General features: G+C 56.0%; 11 protein-coding genes and 3 rRNA genes. 13 read left to right on the top strand and 1 reads right to left on the bottom strand.

All coding sequences use genetic code 11. The features are described 5' to 3' along the window. The first annotated feature begins 71 nt into the window (after positions 1-71). From ACNSPV_RS00715 to ACNSPV_RS00675, 9 genes are all read left to right on the top strand, one after another. Positions 72-374 (top strand): HU family DNA-binding protein, encoded by a 303-nt coding sequence (locus ACNSPV_RS00715; protein WP_249237343.1) that lies wholly within the window; start codon positions 72-74, stop codon positions 372-374. Positions 375-602: 228 nt separating this feature from the next. Next, complete coding sequence (locus ACNSPV_RS00710) at positions 603-1790, top strand: DEAD/DEAH box helicase (RefSeq protein ID WP_249237342.1); 1188 nt, start codon at positions 603-605, stop codon at positions 1788-1790. Positions 1791-1979: 189 nt separating this feature from the next. After that, a complete protein-coding gene (locus tag ACNSPV_RS00705; RefSeq protein WP_348584947.1) occupies positions 1980-2633 on the top strand; it encodes a MerR family transcriptional regulator in 654 nt (217 codons plus the stop codon). Beyond that, positions 2614-2925, top strand: a complete 312-nt coding sequence (locus tag ACNSPV_RS00700) for a heavy metal-binding domain-containing protein (RefSeq protein WP_005944222.1) — start codon at positions 2614-2616, stop codon at positions 2923-2925. Before ACNSPV_RS00705 ends, ACNSPV_RS00700 begins: the two co-directional genes overlap by 20 nt. Then, positions 2922-3812, top strand: coding sequence for a CPBP family intramembrane glutamic endopeptidase (locus tag ACNSPV_RS00695; protein ID WP_348584948.1), 891 nt, complete (start codon positions 2922-2924; stop codon positions 3810-3812). Before ACNSPV_RS00700 ends, ACNSPV_RS00695 begins: the two co-directional genes overlap by 4 nt. A 524-nt stretch (positions 3813-4336) precedes the next feature. Further along, positions 4337-5847: ribosomal RNA gene (locus tag ACNSPV_RS00690) — 16S ribosomal RNA — on the top strand. Positions 5848-6128: 281 nt separating this feature from the next. Beyond that, positions 6129-8963, top strand: a 23S ribosomal RNA gene (locus tag ACNSPV_RS00685). A gap of 127 nt (positions 8964-9090) precedes the next feature. Next, positions 9091-9207, top strand: a 5S ribosomal RNA gene (gene rrf / locus ACNSPV_RS00680). The 16S, 23S and 5S rRNA genes sit together here, the layout of an rRNA operon. 40 nt (positions 9208-9247) lie before the next feature. Next, positions 9248-9526, top strand: a complete 279-nt coding sequence (locus ACNSPV_RS00675; RefSeq protein WP_348584949.1) for a DUF1287 domain-containing protein — start codon at positions 9248-9250, stop codon at positions 9524-9526. A 104-nt stretch (positions 9527-9630) separates the two neighbouring features. Here the strand turns inward: ACNSPV_RS00675 and fba are convergent, their stop codons facing one another. After that, positions 9631-10494, bottom strand: coding sequence for a class II fructose-1,6-bisphosphate aldolase (gene fba, locus ACNSPV_RS00670; RefSeq protein ID WP_005941384.1), 864 nt, complete (start codon positions 10492-10494; stop codon positions 9631-9633). Positions 10495-11364: 870 nt separating this feature from the next. Here fba and rlmB point away from each other — a divergent pair. From rlmB to ACNSPV_RS00650, 4 genes are all read left to right on the top strand, one after another. Then, positions 11365-12174: a 23S rRNA (guanosine(2251)-2'-O)-methyltransferase RlmB gene (rlmB, locus tag ACNSPV_RS00665; protein WP_348584950.1), complete on the top strand. Its 810-nt coding sequence runs from the start codon at positions 11365-11367 to the stop codon at positions 12172-12174. Positions 12175-12222: 48 nt separating this feature from the next. Next, positions 12223-14934: a cell envelope biogenesis protein OmpA gene (locus ACNSPV_RS00660; RefSeq protein ID WP_348584951.1), complete on the top strand. Its 2712-nt coding sequence runs from the start codon at positions 12223-12225 to the stop codon at positions 14932-14934. A gap of 171 nt (positions 14935-15105) precedes the next feature. Beyond that, positions 15106-15645 (top strand): rubrerythrin, encoded by a 540-nt coding sequence (gene rbr / locus ACNSPV_RS00655; RefSeq protein ID WP_249237337.1) that lies wholly within the window; start codon positions 15106-15108, stop codon positions 15643-15645. Positions 15646-15856: 211 nt separating this feature from the next. Beyond that, the gene (locus ACNSPV_RS00650) at positions 15857-16798 is read left to right on the top strand and encodes an Ig-like domain-containing protein (protein WP_348584952.1); all 942 of its coding nucleotides are present in this window, start codon (positions 15857-15859) and stop codon (positions 16796-16798) included. Positions 16799-16832: the final 34 nt, after the last annotated feature.

Genomic DNA, 16832 nt, shown 5'->3' with positions numbered 1-16832 from the left:
ATGTTATACTCAACAACGCAAAATTTGCCAAAAGACCGTTACTTTTGGACATTCCAGGAGGATATAGATACATGACCCGTTCCCAGATGATCGAGACTGTTGCACGCAAGACCGGCTTTACCGAAGCTCAGGTCGAGACCACGATGGATGCGATGTTTGACCAGATCGCCGACTGCCTGCGCGCAGACGAGAAGGTGACCATCGCAGGCTTTGGCCGTTTTGAGATGCGTCCCCGCAAGCCCAAGGCCTACACCAACCCCAAGACCAAGGTTTCCAGCCGTCTGGAGTCCACCTCCATCCCCGGCTTCAAGGCCAGCGGCCGCTTCAAGCAGAAGCTGGAAGCAGGCAAGAAGAACGTGGAAGAGACCGCCTGATCGATGTGCATTGAGGACCGTACCCGTGACCCCGGGTGCGGTCCTTTTTGTTTGCTGGATATGCGGGCAAGAGAACGATTTGGAATGCCCAGAGCAAAGCGGAGGGCATTCTAAATCGTCCCGCTCTGTGCCCGGCGCACGGCATCTTTTTGTTTCTCTGCTGACAAGTGCGGCATTTCATGCTATACTGAGTGCAGAATATAAAAGGACAAAGGAACGGAGATTCAGATGCTTTACAGTGAACTGCAGTGCAGCCCGGCCATCCATCAGGCGGTGGAACGCATGGGCTTTGCCGAAATGACCGAGATCCAGGAAAAGACCATCCCCGTCATGATGGCGGGTCATGACGTGATCGCAAAAGCCCCCACCGGCACCGGCAAGACCTGTGCCTTCGGCATCCCGGTGGCGGAACATATCCTCCCGGAAAACAAGTACCCGCAGGCTGTCATCATGGCTCCCACCCGGGAGCTGGCCCAGCAGATCGCAGAAGAGCTGACCCAGCTGACTTATTTTATGCCGGAGGTGCAGGTGGCCTGCGTGTATGGCGGTGCCAATATGGAAAAGCAGGCAAAGCGCCTTGCCGAGGGCTGCCAGATCGTGGTGGCCACGCCGGGCCGTCTGATGGACCACTACAAGCACCGCACCATCGACATCTCCCATGTGACCCAGATCGTGCTGGACGAGGCCGACGAGATGCTGAACATGGGCTTCTATAAGGATGTGCGGCATATCATTGAAATGATGAAGGCCCGCAAGTCCCTTTCCATGTTCTCGGCCACCATCAGCCGCGAGGTGATGGACATTGGCTGGCTGTACCAGCACAACGCTGAGGAGATCACCGTCCAGCCCCGGGAGGAGAGCCAGCCCAAGATCACCCAGTATATGCTGGAGACCTCCGGCCGCAACAAGCTTTCCGACCTTGCACAGATCATCATTGGTGAGAGCTACAAGCGGGTAATGGTGTTCTGCGATACCAAGTTCAACACGGCCACTCTGGCCAACCAGCTGGCACGGCTGGGCTTCTCGGTGGATTGTCTGCACGGCGACCTCTCCCAGAAGGAGCGCAACCAGATCATGCAGAACTTCCGGGACGGCAAGCTGGCCATTCTGGTAGCCACCGACGTTGCCGCCCGCGGCATCGATGTTTCGGACGTGGACGCCGTCATCAACTACGATGTGCCCAGCGAGAACGAACATTACACCCACCGGATCGGCCGTACCGGTCGTGCCAAAAAGGAGGGCGTGAGCTACCTGTTCTATGTGCCGGAGGAGAAAAAGCGGGTGCAGGAGCTGCTGCGCCTGACCCGCAATACCGACCTGTGCACCCCGGTGCACTTCGACTTCAACCATGAGCACATCGTGGTGGAGGAAAAAAAGGACAACGCCGACCGGTTCCAGATCAAGTGTTACTTTTAAAGGAAGAAACTCCCCCAGTCTGCTCCGCAGACAGCCCTCTCAAGGAGGGAGCCTGCCCGTACGGTAAGCCTCCCTCTCTGAGGAAGGTGTCAAGCGAATGCGAGACGAAGGGAGTTCTTTTTGTAAAAAAGACTTGACCTTCCCCTTTCTGGAAGGTGTAACATAGGCACGTAAGGAGGCACCGGAGCCATGAAGATCAATGAAGTGGAAGCCGCTGTAGGCGTGACCAAAAAGAACATCCGCTTTTACGAGGAGGAGGGGCTCATTACCCCCGGCCGCGAACCGGGCAACGGTTACCGCAGCTACTCGCAGGCGGATGTGGAGCGCCTGCGCCGCATCAAGCTGCTGCGCAAGCTGGATGTTCCGTTGGCCGAGATCCGGGAAATGCTGGAAGGGCGAAAGACGCTGGCCGAGGGAATGGGTCAGCAGCTGGAACGGCTGAACGCCCGCCGCAAGGATCTGGACGAAGCCATCGGCTTCTGCACTGTATTGGAAAAGGCTTCCGGAAACCTTGAAGAACTGGATGTGGAGCAGACGCTTGCGCGCCTTGCTGCACGGGAAGAACAGGGGGTGACCTTTGTGAACATTGAACGCACAGACCGAAAAGGTGAGCGCATCCGCGGTGCCTGCGTCGGCGCGGCCCTTTTTGTGGCGCTGATGGCTTTTGTGATCGCGACGATGGCGTGGGCCTTTTACAGCGACCCGCAGGAAGCGCCGCCGCTGCCGCTGCTCATCGTATTGTTCGGCATCCCGGTGGGGTGCATCGTGGGCACGCTGAAGGTACTGCTGGAACGCATTGAAGAGATCGGAAAGGGAGAAGAAGATGCTTATCGTAACTATTAACGAGGTGCCCGGCAAAAAGCTGGAAGCGCTGGGCGTGGTGCGCGGCAGCACGGTGCAGAGCCGCAATCTGGGCCACGATCTGATGGCGGGGTTCCGCACGCTGGTGGGCGGTGAAGTGACCGACTACGCGGATATGCTCACCGAAGCCCGGCAGATCGCCACAGGACGCATGGTCAAGGATGCAGAGGCCCTTGGAGCGGATGCAGTTGTAGGGATGCGCTACGCTTCTGCCAGCGTCATGCAGGGCGCGGCAGAGGTCATTGCTTATGGAACGGCGGTGAAGTTCGTATGACCACAAAAGAAAAGCAGGGCTTCGGCCTTTATTTCCTGTTAGCGTTTGGTCTGGCATGGCTGTGTCAGGTCGGTGGCTGCATGGCGCTGCTGCAAAAGCAGAATGCCGTGCTGTATCAGCTGGCGCTGGTCGCCACCATGCTCTGCCCGCTGCTGGCGGTGCTGCTGGTGCAAAAGGTCTTTCTGCGCCAGCCCACCGGCATCGGCTGGAAGGTGCAGGGCAAGCGCCGCTACTGGCTGGCGGCGTGGTTCGGCCCGGCGGTGTTCACGGTGCTGGCTGCAGTGCTCTATTTTGCGGTGTTCCCGCATCGGCTGGACCTCTCCGGCAGCTGGCTGACAGCGGCCTACGGCGGCGAGATGGACGCTCAAACCCTGCACAGGGAGCTGGGCGTATCCAACCTCAGCTACATGCTGGAAACAGGTCTGTTCGCGGTCACACTGGCTCCGCTCATCAATATGTTCGCAGCTCTGGGCGAGGAAGCCGGCTGGCGCGGGTATATGATGCCTCACCTGAAGGAGCAGCTCGGCCTGCTCAACGGCCGCCTGCTGGGCGGCGTGATCTGGGGTGTCTGGCACTGGCCGCTGATGCTGCTGGTGGGCTACGAATACGGCACCAACTATTTGGGTGCGCCGGTGCTGGGCCTTTTCGTGTGGTGCATAGTCTGCTTTGCGCTCAATACCCTGTTGGACTGGCTCTATGAAAAGACTGGGTGCATCTGGGTGCCGTCCATTGCGCACGGCGCGTTCAATGCGGTGGCAGCGCTGTTTGTGGTTCTGACGAACCCGGCAGACAGCTATTACAATGTATTGGGTCCGGCACCCATTGGCCTGATCGGAATGCTGCCCATGCTGGCTGCTGCAGTCTGGCTGACCCTGCGAAGATCCTGAAAACCTGAATATTTCCGGGAGAGGACTCTTCCGCTTTTGCCGCCGCAGCTGCATTGCAGCTGCGGTTTGCTGCTGTTTTGGGATGAACGCAAAAAAGAATGAAAAAAATCTGTCAAAAAGTGTTGACAAGGAGGCGGGGGTGTGGTATTATACTTGAGCGCCAAGCGCTGAGGCAAAAGAATGACTTCTGGAGCCACAGCAGGAAGCCCTTGAAAAGAACCAATAGACGCTGAAAACACCAGTTGACACTGAGATGCTTGAAGCGTTTCAAGTTCAGAAAGTTCAAAAGCTTCTAAAAAATAAGGCTTGACAAAAAACCACTTCGGTGGTACAATAAACAGGTCGTCAGCCGCAAGGCTGAGGCGCTACAGGACCTTGAAAATTGAACAATATCGAAAAACTTGTAAGGAACCTTTATGTGTTTGGAAAAACACTTAAAACAATTCCAAAAGTAATTCACACAGGACGCAAGCGATTGCGTGCTGAGCGAACAAGATTTAACACTTTAAAAGTGATAAATATCATTTATAAAGAGTTTGATCCTGGCTCAGGACGAACGCTGGCGGCGCGCCTAACACATGCAAGTCGAACGAGCGAGAGAGAGCTTGCTTTCTCGAACGAGTGGCGAACGGGTGAGTAACGCGTGAGGAACCTGCCTCAAAGAGGGGGACAACAGTTGGAAACGACTGCTAATACCGCATAAGCCCACGGCTCGGCATCGAGCAGAGGGAAAAGGAGCAATCCGCTTTGAGATGGCCTCGCGTCCGATTAGCTAGTTGGTGAGGTAATGGCCCACCAAGGCGACGATCGGTAGCCGGACTGAGAGGTTGAACGGCCACATTGGGACTGAGACACGGCCCAGACTCCTACGGGAGGCAGCAGTGGGGAATATTGCACAATGGGGGAAACCCTGATGCAGCGACGCCGCGTGGAGGAAGAAGGTCTTCGGATTGTAAACTCCTGTTGTTGGGGAAGATAATGACGGTACCCAACAAGGAAGTGACGGCTAACTACGTGCCAGCAGCCGCGGTAAAACGTAGGTCACAAGCGTTGTCCGGAATTACTGGGTGTAAAGGGAGCGCAGGCGGGAAGACAAGTTGGAAGTGAAATCTATGGGCTCAACCCATAAACTGCTTTCAAAACTGTTTTTCTTGAGTAGTGCAGAGGTAGGCGGAATTCCCGGTGTAGCGGTGGAATGCGTAGATATCGGGAGGAACACCAGTGGCGAAGGCGGCCTACTGGGCACCAACTGACGCTGAGGCTCGAAAGTGTGGGTAGCAAACAGGATTAGATACCCTGGTAGTCCACACCGTAAACGATGATTACTAGGTGTTGGAGGATTGACCCCTTCAGTGCCGCAGTTAACACAATAAGTAATCCACCTGGGGAGTACGACCGCAAGGTTGAAACTCAAAGGAATTGACGGGGGCCCGCACAAGCAGTGGAGTATGTGGTTTAATTCGACGCAACGCGAAGAACCTTACCAAGTCTTGACATCCCTTGACAGGCATAGAAATATGTTTTCTCTTCGGAGCAAGGAGACAGGTGGTGCATGGTTGTCGTCAGCTCGTGTCGTGAGATGTTGGGTTAAGTCCCGCAACGAGCGCAACCCTTATGGTCAGTTACTACGCAAGAGGACTCTGGCCAGACTGCCGTTGACAAAACGGAGGAAGGTGGGGATGACGTCAAATCATCATGCCCTTTATGACTTGGGCTACACACGTACTACAATGGCGTTAAACAAAGAGAAGCAAGACCGCGAGGTGGAGCAAAACTCAGAAACAACGTCCCAGTTCGGACTGCAGGCTGCAACTCGCCTGCACGAAGTCGGAATTGCTAGTAATCGTGGATCAGCATGCCACGGTGAATACGTTCCCGGGCCTTGTACACACCGCCCGTCACACCATGAGAGCCGGGGGGACCCGAAGTCGGTAGTCTAACCGCAAGGAGGACGCCGCCGAAGGTAAAACTGGTGATTGGGGTGAAGTCGTAACAAGGTAGCCGTAGGAGAACCTGCGGCTGGATCACCTCCTTTCTAAGGAGTCAGGCGAAAGAGCGACATCGAAGATGACGATCTTTCGGACAGGTAACAAACAAGCAGAGTAGATATTGTTCGATTTTGAGGGCCCTGAAGAGTGAAAGCTCGAAAGAACCTTCAAAGACGTACCTTGAAAACTGAATAATAACTGCGAAACAAAGATTATAGTAAGTTCTTTTTTAAGAAATATTGCAATTTCAAAAGGAAGGGTAACAATAATCTTCGTTGGCAAGAGAGAATCAAGAGGATACCAAATGTTCTTGAAAGAACGTTTGAAAGGTCAAGCGAACAAGGGCGCAGGGCGAATGCCTTGGCACTGGGAGCCGATGAAAGACGTGATAAGCTGCGATAAGCTTCGGGGAGCTGCAAATAAGCATTGATCCGGAGATTTCTGAATGAGGAAACTCACCTGGGTTCATACTCAGGTACGTTATACTGAACTTCAAAATAGGTATATCGAGGGAACCGCCTGAACTGAAACATCTAAGTAGGGCGAGGAAGAGACATCAAACGAGATTCCGTAAGTAGTGGCGAGCGAACGCGGAAGAGGGCAAACCGAGAGTAGAAATACTTTCGGGGTACGGAGCGCATTTAGGACTTAAGTTGTTAACCGAACGGCATGGGAAGGCCGGTCAGAGAGTGTGAGAACCACGTAGGTGAAAACGACGAGAGCCGAGCGAATTCCAGAGTACGGCCAGACACGTGAAACCTGGTCGGAATACGGGGGGACCACCCTCCAACCCTAAATACTACCCAGTGACCGATAGCGTATAGTACTGTGAAGGAAAGGTGAAAAGCACCCCGGGAGGGGAGTGAAAAAGAACCTGAAACCCTGTGCCTACAAGCACCTAGAGCGCGTCAATGCGTGATAGGGTACTTTTTGTAGAACGGTCCGGCGAGCGATTGTATGCAGCAAGGTTAAGGACTTAAGGTCTGGAGCCGAAGCGAAAGCGAGTTTGAAAAGGGCGTTAAGTTGCATATAATGGGCCCGAAACCGGGTGACCTACCCATGGTCAGGTTGAAGTGGAAGTAAAATTCCATGGAGGACCGAACCGACCTCCGTTGAAAAGGCGGCGGATGAACTGTGGGTAGCGGAGAAATTCCAATCGAACCCGGAGATAGCTGGTTCTCCCCGAAATAGTTTTAGGACTAGCCTCAAGTTAGATACCTGGAGGTAAAGCACTGAATAGCCTAGCGGCCGAGAGGTTAGCGAAGCTTATCAAACTCAGAATGCCAGAGTATTGATGCTTGGGAGTCAGACAGTGTCAGATAAATGTCATTGTCAAAAGGGAAACAGCCCAGATCTACAGCTAAGGTCCCAAAGTCAGGTTAAGTGGAAAACGATGTGAAGATACGCAGACAACCAGGATGTTGGCTCAGAAGCAGCCACTCATTCAAAGAGTGCGTAATAGCTCACTGGTCGAGCGGCTTTGCGCGGAGAATTTAACGGGGCTAAACCTGACACCGAAGCTTAGGCAATACAGCAATGTATTGGGTAGGGGAGCGTTGTATACGCGGTGAAACAGTAGCGTAAGCGGCTGTGGAGTGTATAGAAGTGAGAATGCCGGAATGAGTAGCGCGAATGCAGTGAGAATCTGCATGGCCGAAAGCCTCAGGTTTCTGGAGGAAGGTTCGTCCGCTCCAGGTCAGTCGGGAGCTAAGGTGAGGCCTAACGGCGTAGCCGATGCACAGACGGTAGAGATTCCGTCACCACCAAAAGAGTTAAACACAGGGACACATATGAAGTCTCGGAGCCGGGTGTTGGTTCCGGTAGCGATCGAGGGAAGTTAGTACCGAAGTCCGGGATGGAAGATGGCGAGAAAAGCTGTGTGTATTTCTGCGGTGCCCGTACCGCAAACCGACACAGGTAGGTAGGAAGAAGATTCTAAGGCCAACGGGAGAAGGGTTGTTAAGGAACTCGGCAAATTGACCCCGTAACTTCGGGAGAAGGGGTGCTGCAGCAATGCAGCCGCAGAGAATCGGCCCAAGCAACTGTTTACCAAAAACACAGGTTTGTGCTAAATCGAAAGATGACGTATACGAGCTGACGCCTGCCCGGTGCTGGAAGGTTAAGAGGAGATGTGCAAGCATTGAATCGAAGCCCCAGTGAACGGCGGCCGTAACTATAACGGTCCTAAGGTAGCGAAATTCCTTGTCAGGTAAGTTCTGACCCGCATGAAAGGCGTAATGATTTGGGCACTGTCTCAACAGCCCGCCCGGCGAAATTGTAGTACCGGTGAAGATGCCGGTTACCCGCGACAAGACGGAAAGACCCCATGGAGCTTTACTGTAGCCTAATATTGGGTTTCGATGTTGCATGCACAGGATAGATGGGACACTGGGAAGCAGGTGCTTTGGCGCTTGTGGAGTGGCCGTTGGGATACCATCCTTGCGATATTGGAATTCTAACCTGCGCCTTTGAATCAAGGCGGGGGACATTGTTAGGTGGGCAGTTTGACTGGGGCGGTCGCCTCCTAAAGAGTAACGGAGGCGTTCAAAGGTTCGCTCAGCTTGAACGGAAATCAAGCAAAAGAGTGCAAACGCAGAAGCGAGCCTAACTGCGAGACTGACGGGTCGAGCAGTAACGAAAGTTGGAGTTAGTGATCCGGTGGTATGTGAGTGGAAATGCCATCGCTCAACGGATAAAAGTTACCCTGGGGATAACAGGCTGATCTCCCCCAAGAGTCCACATCGACGGGGAGGTTTGGCACCTCGATGTCGGCTCATCGCATCCTGGGGCTGTATTCGGTCCCAAGGGTTTGGCTGTTCGCCAATTAAAGCGGTACGCGAGCTGGGTTCAGAACGTCGTGAGACAGTTCGGTCCCTATCTGTCGTGGGCGCAGGATATTTGATGGGAGCTGTTCCTAGTACGAGAGGACCGGAGCGGACGTACCTCTGGCGCACCAGTTGTTCTGCCAAGAGCATAGCTGGGCAACTATGTACGGATCGGATAAACGCTGAAAGCATCTAAGCGTGAAGCCGACCCAAAGATAAGATATCCCATTGTTTCAAACAAGTAAGACCCCTTGAAGACTACAAGGTTGATAGGCATGATGTGTAAGTGGAGCGATCCATTCAGCAAGCGTGTACTAATAGGTCGAGGGCTTGACCACAGTTCGCTTGAGACTCTGAGAGTCAACGAAAAAATGTTAGCAGTGATTATTCAGTTTTGAAGGCACGTCCTTCTAAGAAACACTGGACAAAGTAGACCAGTTATGGTATACTGAGCCAGTCAGATCGGTCGGTGTCAATGACGGTGAGGTTCCACCTGTTCCCATTCCGAACACAGAAGTTAAGCTCACTTGTGCCGAAGATAGTTCGCTGGAAACGGCGCGTGAAAATAGGTAGTCGCCGACTTAAACAAAACGCTTCAGAAGAAATTCTGAGGCGTTTTTTGTTGTCTGAACTGCTTCCGAAATTTTTGCCGCATATTGCACGTACAGTGCACGAAAAGGCTCTGAGAGATCGTGTCTATCAAAAGGGGGAATATACGGAACAATGGCAGGGCGGTGATATTGTGATCTTCGAAAGACATATCGGCGTAGTGTCTGACCGTCGAAATAAAAACGGTGTGCCTTATGTGATCCACCACAATGACCCATGGCAGACAGCTTACGAGCAGGATATTTTGGAAGAGAGAACGGACATCATCGGACACTATCGCATTTCTGAATAAAACTGAATAAAAGTAGAAAAAGCGGCCCCGCCGCGTTGAGCATTCAACGTGACGGGGCCGCATACTTTATTGGATGGTGTACCGGTTACGATACGAGCTTCTGCTTAGCCCTTGCCTGCGCAGCCGAACAGCTCGATCTTCTCCTTGCACTTGGCCTCGATGGCCTTTGCGCCGGGAGCCAGCAGCTTGCGGGGGTCGAAGCCCTTGCCCTGCTGATCCTTGCCCTCTTCGATGTACTTGCGGGTGGCCTCAGCAAACACCAGCTGGCACTCGGTGTTGATGTTGATCTTGGAAACGCCCAGGCTGATGGCCTTAGCGATCATCTCGTCGGGGATGCCGGTGCCGCCGTGCAGGACCAGAGGGATGTTATTGGTGGCCTTGTGGATGCGGTCCAGAGCCTCGAAGTCCAGACCCTTCCAGTTTGCCGGGTAGACACCGTGGATATTGCCGATGCCGGCAGCCAGGAAGTCGATGCCCAGAGCAGTGATCTTTGCGCACTCCTCGGGGTCTGCGATCTCGCCGGCACCCACAACGCCGTCCTCGACGCCGCCGATGGAACCGACCTCTGCCTCGATGCTCAGGCCCTTAGCGTGTGCCAGAGCCACCAGCTCCTTGGTCTTTTCCACATTCTCCTCGATGGAGTAGTGGCTGCCATCGAACATGATGGAAGAGAAGCCGGCCTCGATGCAGGCCTTGCAGCCCTCATAGGTGCCGTGATCCAGATGCAGGGCAACGGGAACGGTGATGCCCATGGAATCGACCATAGCGCTGACCATAGCAGCGACGGTCTTGAAACCGGTCATGTACTTGCCAGCACCCTCGGAAACGCCCAAGATCACGGGGCTCTTCATTTCCTCGCAGGCGGTCAGGACAGACTTGGTCCACTCCAGATTGTTGATGTTGAACTGAGGCACACCATAGTGGCCATCACGTGCTTTGATCAGCATTTCGGTTGCATTTACCAACATTATTCATTACCTCCACAAAATCATTGGGGCCTTGCTCGTTTCGTGCCTGCTTTGTGCACGTCTTAACGAACTTACAGGGTTAGTATACCCCAAACAGCGCCTAAAATCAATCCAAACGGGCTTTTTTCCTGCAACAATGCGGAAAATCGATCCCTGCGGGGAAGGAAACTTTCCGTCAGAAAGGGTCAGCACAGAACAAAAAACAACAATATTCCATAAAATCTGCAACATGAAGCCGCGCGGCGGGAAAGCAGCAAAAGGACGAATTTTCAACATGGATCCACATTCGTCAAAATGATATTGGAAGATCTGGCAAAACCGGACAGAATGCAGTTCAAAAAATTGTCATATTTCCGACTTGTATTTTACAAACTGTACGCAAGAAAAACAAACAGGTCGAACCGGAATGTGGAAAACACGGTGGAAAGTGTGGAATTCCACCCGTAAAACAGGCTTTAAAACAGGACTTTTGAACTTTCTCCACCGGGTTTTCAACATGTGGAAAAAGTGATCGGCCCTTTACGGATTGTATACCACATTTTTGTGGAAAACTTTTCTCGTCGGCAAAACAGAGGACGTTTGTGCAGCAGCAGAGTGAAGATGCATCTGTGCGGCAAAACATTTCTGCAAAAATGAGCGCGGCCTGCCAAAGCGGAAAATGCGGCAGACCGTGAACAGGGTGTGAAAACTTTTGCCGGACAGGGACAAAAAATGGTGATTTACTGGCAAACAAAGGCGGCATATGTTATACTTCAAAATGAGTTATCATATGGAAACGCTACGGGTGCGCAGTGCAGGATGCCGCGCACCTTTTGGAGGGTGCATGCAGCACGTTCCGGTAATACAAAGAAAAGAAAGGGAGAAAATACAATGGAAGAAAAGAATCAGCCGCGCCGTCCGCGCCGCAGCCCGGAGGAGAACCCGCAGAAAAACGAGAGCCTTGTTTACGGCAAAAATCCTGTGACCGAGCTGCTCAAGAGCGGTTCCGGCGTGGATACCGTGCTCATTGCCGAGGGTCTGGCTCCGGCGGTGGCGGCTTACTATACGGCGCTGGCCAAGGAGGCGGGTGCCACGGTCAAGCGGGTGCATCCCAACAAGCTGCGCCTGATGACCGGCACTGAGAGCCATCAGGGTGTGGCTGCATTTGCCAGCGAGATCGAGTATGTGACGGTGGATGACCTGATGGCAGCAGCCAAGGCCAAGGGCGAGGCACCTTTTCTGGTGCTGAGCGATGGCATCGAGGACCCGCACAATCTGGGCGCAGTGATGCGCAGCGCTCTGCTGTGCGGTGCCCACGGGATCGTGATCCCCAAGCGCGGCGGTGCATCGGTGACGCCCACCGTTATCAAGTCCAGCGCGGGCGCAGCGGAGCGTCTGCCGGTGGCCCGTGTGGCCAACATCGGCGAGACCATCCGCCGCCTAAAGGATCAGGGCGTGTTCGTCTATTGCGCGGATATGGACGGCGTGTCCCTGCGCAGGAACAACCTCACCGGCCCCATCGCACTGGTGCTGGGCAGTGAAGGCAGCGGCGTTTCCCAGCTGGTCAAGAAGCTGTGCGACGGTGTGGTGCGTCTGGATATGGCGGCATCCGGCACCGGTGTGGACAGCTACAATGTGTCGGTGGCTGCGGGCATCATCCTGTACGAGATCCAGTCCCAGCGCGCAGCACAGCAGGCATAAACCGGTACAAAGGCCGGAACCTCAACGATATTTACAGGAGGGACAAGAATGCCGAAGGATAAAAATAACAATCAGGCAATGACCAAGGATGAAAAGTTCCGCTCTTTTTTCAGCACCACGGCGGTGAACATCCCGGATGAAATGACCCGGCGGGATGAAGAACTGCCGGAGGAAAAGCCGCAGAAGCGGTTTGGCCTGTTTGCCCGCGGCAAGGCAGATCAGGAGGAAGCCCAGGCAGCAGAGCCGCAGGAAATGCCCACCGGTGAGGTGGTGCTGGGCGGGGATGCCCAGCCGGAGCAGGAAGCAGATCTGGAACTGATGCTGAAGCCTGCGGCAGACCCGGAGCAGGAGCTGGCCCCGTGGCCCCTTCTGGAGACGGAAGCGGAGGATGCAGAACCGCTCAGGGTGGATCTCCCGGCCCCTGCTCCTGCAAAGAAGCCGGAGCCGCCCAGACAGAGCACAGCCCCGGTGGCAGAGACTGCCGGGCAGCGCAGTGAGGCAAAACCCTCCCGCAGCCCCAAGAATGCACCGGAGGTGCTGCTGCCGCAGGAGGAACAGGAGCAGCAGGAAATGGCTCAGCTCAAGGCCATGATCAATGGCCTGAGCGAGAAAAAGCCCGCTCCCGGCGCAGCCGCGCCGACCCGGACGGCACAGGCAGAGGAAACAGCCCCGGCAGCGCAGCCGGAAACTGCTCCTGAACGTAAACAAGAAGAAAGCGGCACGCCGCTGCCCGCTGCTGTGTTTGCGTCGGTGAAGGAAGCGGATGCCGACCTGCAGCCGAAGGAAAAAAAGAGACCGGAATGCAAAAAGCCGGTGATCGATTTCTTTGGCCATGCAGAGGACGAAGAAAAACCGCAGGCCCCCTCGGCCCCGGCAGATGCGCCCGCTGCAAAAGAGGACACCATGAGCCTGCCGCTGCTGCCGCTGGACGGCGAAGCCCCGGCGGTAGAGCCGCAGACAAAGGCAGAGGCAGCGCCTCAGCTGGAACAAAAGCCGGAAGCCGGGGAGCAGCCTGCGCCGCTGGCTGAGGAGCCGGAGAGCGAGCCGCAGGGCCCGGAGGCGACAGCGGAAAAGCTGCACCGTATGAGCGCCGAGCTGACGCTGCGCTGCGTACTGGGCGGCATTCTGGCCGTGGTGCTGCTGCACTTTGGTCTGGTGTCGGACGGGCTGCTGCCCGCGATGGCCGCGCTGGACCCGGATGCAGCTCCGGCGGCATTCTACGGCGCAAACCTGCTGCTGCTGGCGGCAAGCCTGTGCGTGGGCTTCCCGGTCCTGCGGGACGGCCTGACCGGCCTGCGCGGGCGTCCCTCGGCCGATACGATGCCGGCTCTGGCTGCAGCGGCGGCGCTGCTGCAGGCCGTGACGGCAATGCTGAACGCCAATGTCTACCGCGGCACCACGGGCATTTCTCTGCTCAGCGGCATGGCGGCGCTGGGCCTGTTCCTTGCCCTGCTGGGCAGCCGGGTGATGCTGGCAGCGGTCAAGGGCGGGTATGAGCTGGTGACCAATGGCGTGGAGCATCAGGGTGCTTTCCGCGCCAGAGATAAGGACCTGCTGCGTGCGCTGGCACGGGATCTGGAACAGAAGGATCCATGGGTGCTGCTGAGCCGCCCGATGCAGGATGCCGAAGGCTTTGTGGAACAGAGCCTGTGCGAGCGTGCCAGCGAGCGCCGTGCCCGCAAGGTCTCGTACATTCTGCTGGGCGTTGCCCTGCTCAGCGGTGTGCTGTTCCTGCTGGCAGGAGCCGGGTGGAACAAGGCCGTTGCAGCCATGGTCGCAGTGCTGTGCATGGGTGCACCGCTGTCTTCCACCCTCATCGCGGGCATTGCATCGCTGCGGTTGCAGCGCGCCGCTGCGGCTGTGGGTGCGGTGGTGCCCGGCTGGCAGGCCATTGAGCAGCTGGGCGGTATCGATACGCTGCAGATCGACGCCGACGACCTGTTCACAACCGACAGCGCACAGTTGGAGGATATCCGCATCTTCAAGGGCGGCCGCATCGACCGTGCGATCCTGTATGCGGCCAGCGTGCTCAACGAGACCCACGGTGCTCTGCGGGGCCTGTTCCGCCAGATCATCGAGGACCGTACCGACATCCTGTTCCCGGTCAAGGATCTGGAACAGCATCGGGGACTGGGCTTCTCGGGCTGGTGCGATAATAACCGCATCCTCATCGGCACCCGCCGCTATCTGGAGAAGGAGGGCGTCTCGCTGCCGGATGAAGAGTACGAGACGCAGCACTCCAAAAACGGAGAACTGCAGATCCTGTATCTGGCAGTCTCCGGCAATCTGCACGCAATGTTCGTACTGAAGTATGTGGGCGGGCGCAATGTGGCCCGGGGCCTTGCCGTGCTGCAGAAGGAAAATATCCGGCTGATGGTCACCTGTCAGGACCCCAGCCTGACCGCAAAGCATATCACCGAGGTGTACCGTCTGCCGGAGGGCATGGTCACGGTGCTGGATCAGGAGCAGTGCGATGCCATCAAGGCCGCACCTGCCGACCCGGCGGACGTCTGCTGCATGATCCATCTCAAGGGCTTTGCCAGCCTGACCGGCGGCCTGCAGGCGGCAGATCAGGCCCAGAATGCGGAGAACAGTGCCACTACGGTGCAGATGGTCTCGGTGCTGTTCTCCATCGTCATTGCGGCTCTGCTGACCAGCGCGGGCAGCATCTGGGAGCTGTCGGTGGCGACGGTGCTGATGTATCAGGCCGCGTGGAGTGCACTGAGCATTGCAGTCTGCGCCCTGAAGCAGCACAATTAAAAGTGAGAATTATTCTTAAAATAAATAGGAATTATTCTTGATTTTACATTGGGAATATGGTATACTCTGTTCAGAACCTGAGCCGCAGGCGGAAAAATTTCCGCCGGGCTGAATGATAGAGCCGGGATCGGTCGATCCTGACAGAAGATCCGTTTTTGAAAGGAGAGCACCATGGAACTGAAGGGCACCAAAACCGAGAAAAACCTGATGGAAGCATTTGCCGGTGAGAGCCAGGCACGCAATAAGTACACTTTCTTTGCCAGCATGGCCAAAAAGGAAGGCTACGAGCAGCTGGCCGCGATCTTTGAAGAGACCGCCGGCAACGAGAAGGAACACGCAAAGATCTGGTTCAAGCTGCTGTGCGGCGGCGCGATCCCCGATACCCTGACCTGTCTGGACATGGCCGCAGGCGGCGAGCACGACGAGTGGACGGAAATGTACCCCCGTATGGCCAGAGAGGCCAAAGAAGAGGGCTTCCCCCAGATCGCAGCCCTGTTCACCATGGTGGCACAGATCGAGAAGGAGCACGAGGAGCGCTACCGCGCGTTGGCCGATAACCTGAAGAACAGCAGGGTGTTTGCCCGTGAGGAACAGCAGGTGTGGCAGTGCCGGAACTGCGGATATACCTATATCGGCAAGTCCGCACCGCTCAAGTGCCCGGTGTGCGCACATCCTCAGAGCTATTTTGAGCTGAAAAAGATCAACTACTGATAAAAACAGGCAGACGCCGCCGTATCCGGTCCCGGGTACGGCGGCGTTTTGTACAAAATTGAAAACCGGATTTTAGCACTCCCCACAAAATGCGGCCCAGCGGCACGGCAGAAGGGCCCAAAAACTTGACCATGTTTTGCTCTGCGTGTAAAATAATACGAAGATAAGAGTATTTGAACGTTTCCGGAAACAGGCAGGGAGGGCAAAGCCCATGAAGCAAAGATTCAAGACCGGCGTTGGCGCATTCGTGCTGTGTGTGGTGCTGCTTTTGGCAGGAGCTCTGCCGGTCTGTGCGGTCAAGGCCCACCCGGTCCCGGACAGCGGTATGACGCTGGACACCTCGGAGCTGCTGCTGGAGCTGACCAGTGAGGACCCTGCCCCGGTGGCCTATCTGACGGTGCAGGCACCCAACGATTACTTTTTCCTGATCTGGACGTCCAGCGCACCGTCGGTGGCGTCGGTGGACGGCACCGGCAAGGTGACCGGCCATTCCGAGGGCACGGCTTCCATCACAGCCTGCAACGAGCGGGGCGAAAAAACGGCCTGCTTTGTGACCGTGCACAAAAGCACAGTGGCCCGCCCGGTGCTGAATACCACCGAGCTGGCGCTGACCATTACGGAGCAGGAGCCTGCGCCTTCGGCGCAGCTGAAGCTGGAACAGAACGACAGAGGGTTCATCTATGTGCGGCAGTGGGTGAGCAGCAGCCCTTCCGTGGCACAGGTGAGCAGCAGCGGTACCGTGACGGGCCAAAGCTCCGGCAGAGCCGTCATCAGCGCACTGACGACAGCCGGGCAGGTGCTGCGCTGCACGGTGACAGTCACCTCTGAAATAGGCCGTGTGCAGATCAGCAAAAACGCCATGCTGCTGCAGGCAGTGGGGGCCAGCCAGAAGCTGACCGCGCAGGCTGCAGGCGGCAAAAACACGGCAATGACATGGCTCAGCAGCAACCCGGATGTGGCACAGGTGAGCACAGACGGCACAGTGACCGCTGTGGGCGATGGTGAGACCGTGATCCTTGCGGTCTCGCCGGAGGGCCGTGCCGATGCCTGCTACGTGGCGGTGGGAACGGCGGCATGGCGCTACCGCTCCGAGGAAGAGCTGGCCGAGGTGCTGACCGTCTCCGGGCAGCTGCCGTATTCGGATGGAAAATGAAAAGGGGAGCGTTCTGCGCGGCAGGACGCTCCCC

The organism is Faecalibacterium sp. 3 (assembly GCF_048323735.1).
In the GTDB taxonomy this organism is placed as follows: domain Bacteria; phylum Bacillota; class Clostridia; order Oscillospirales; family Ruminococcaceae; genus Faecalibacterium; species Faecalibacterium wellingii.
This window is presented reverse-complemented; position numbering and strand designations above follow the sequence as displayed.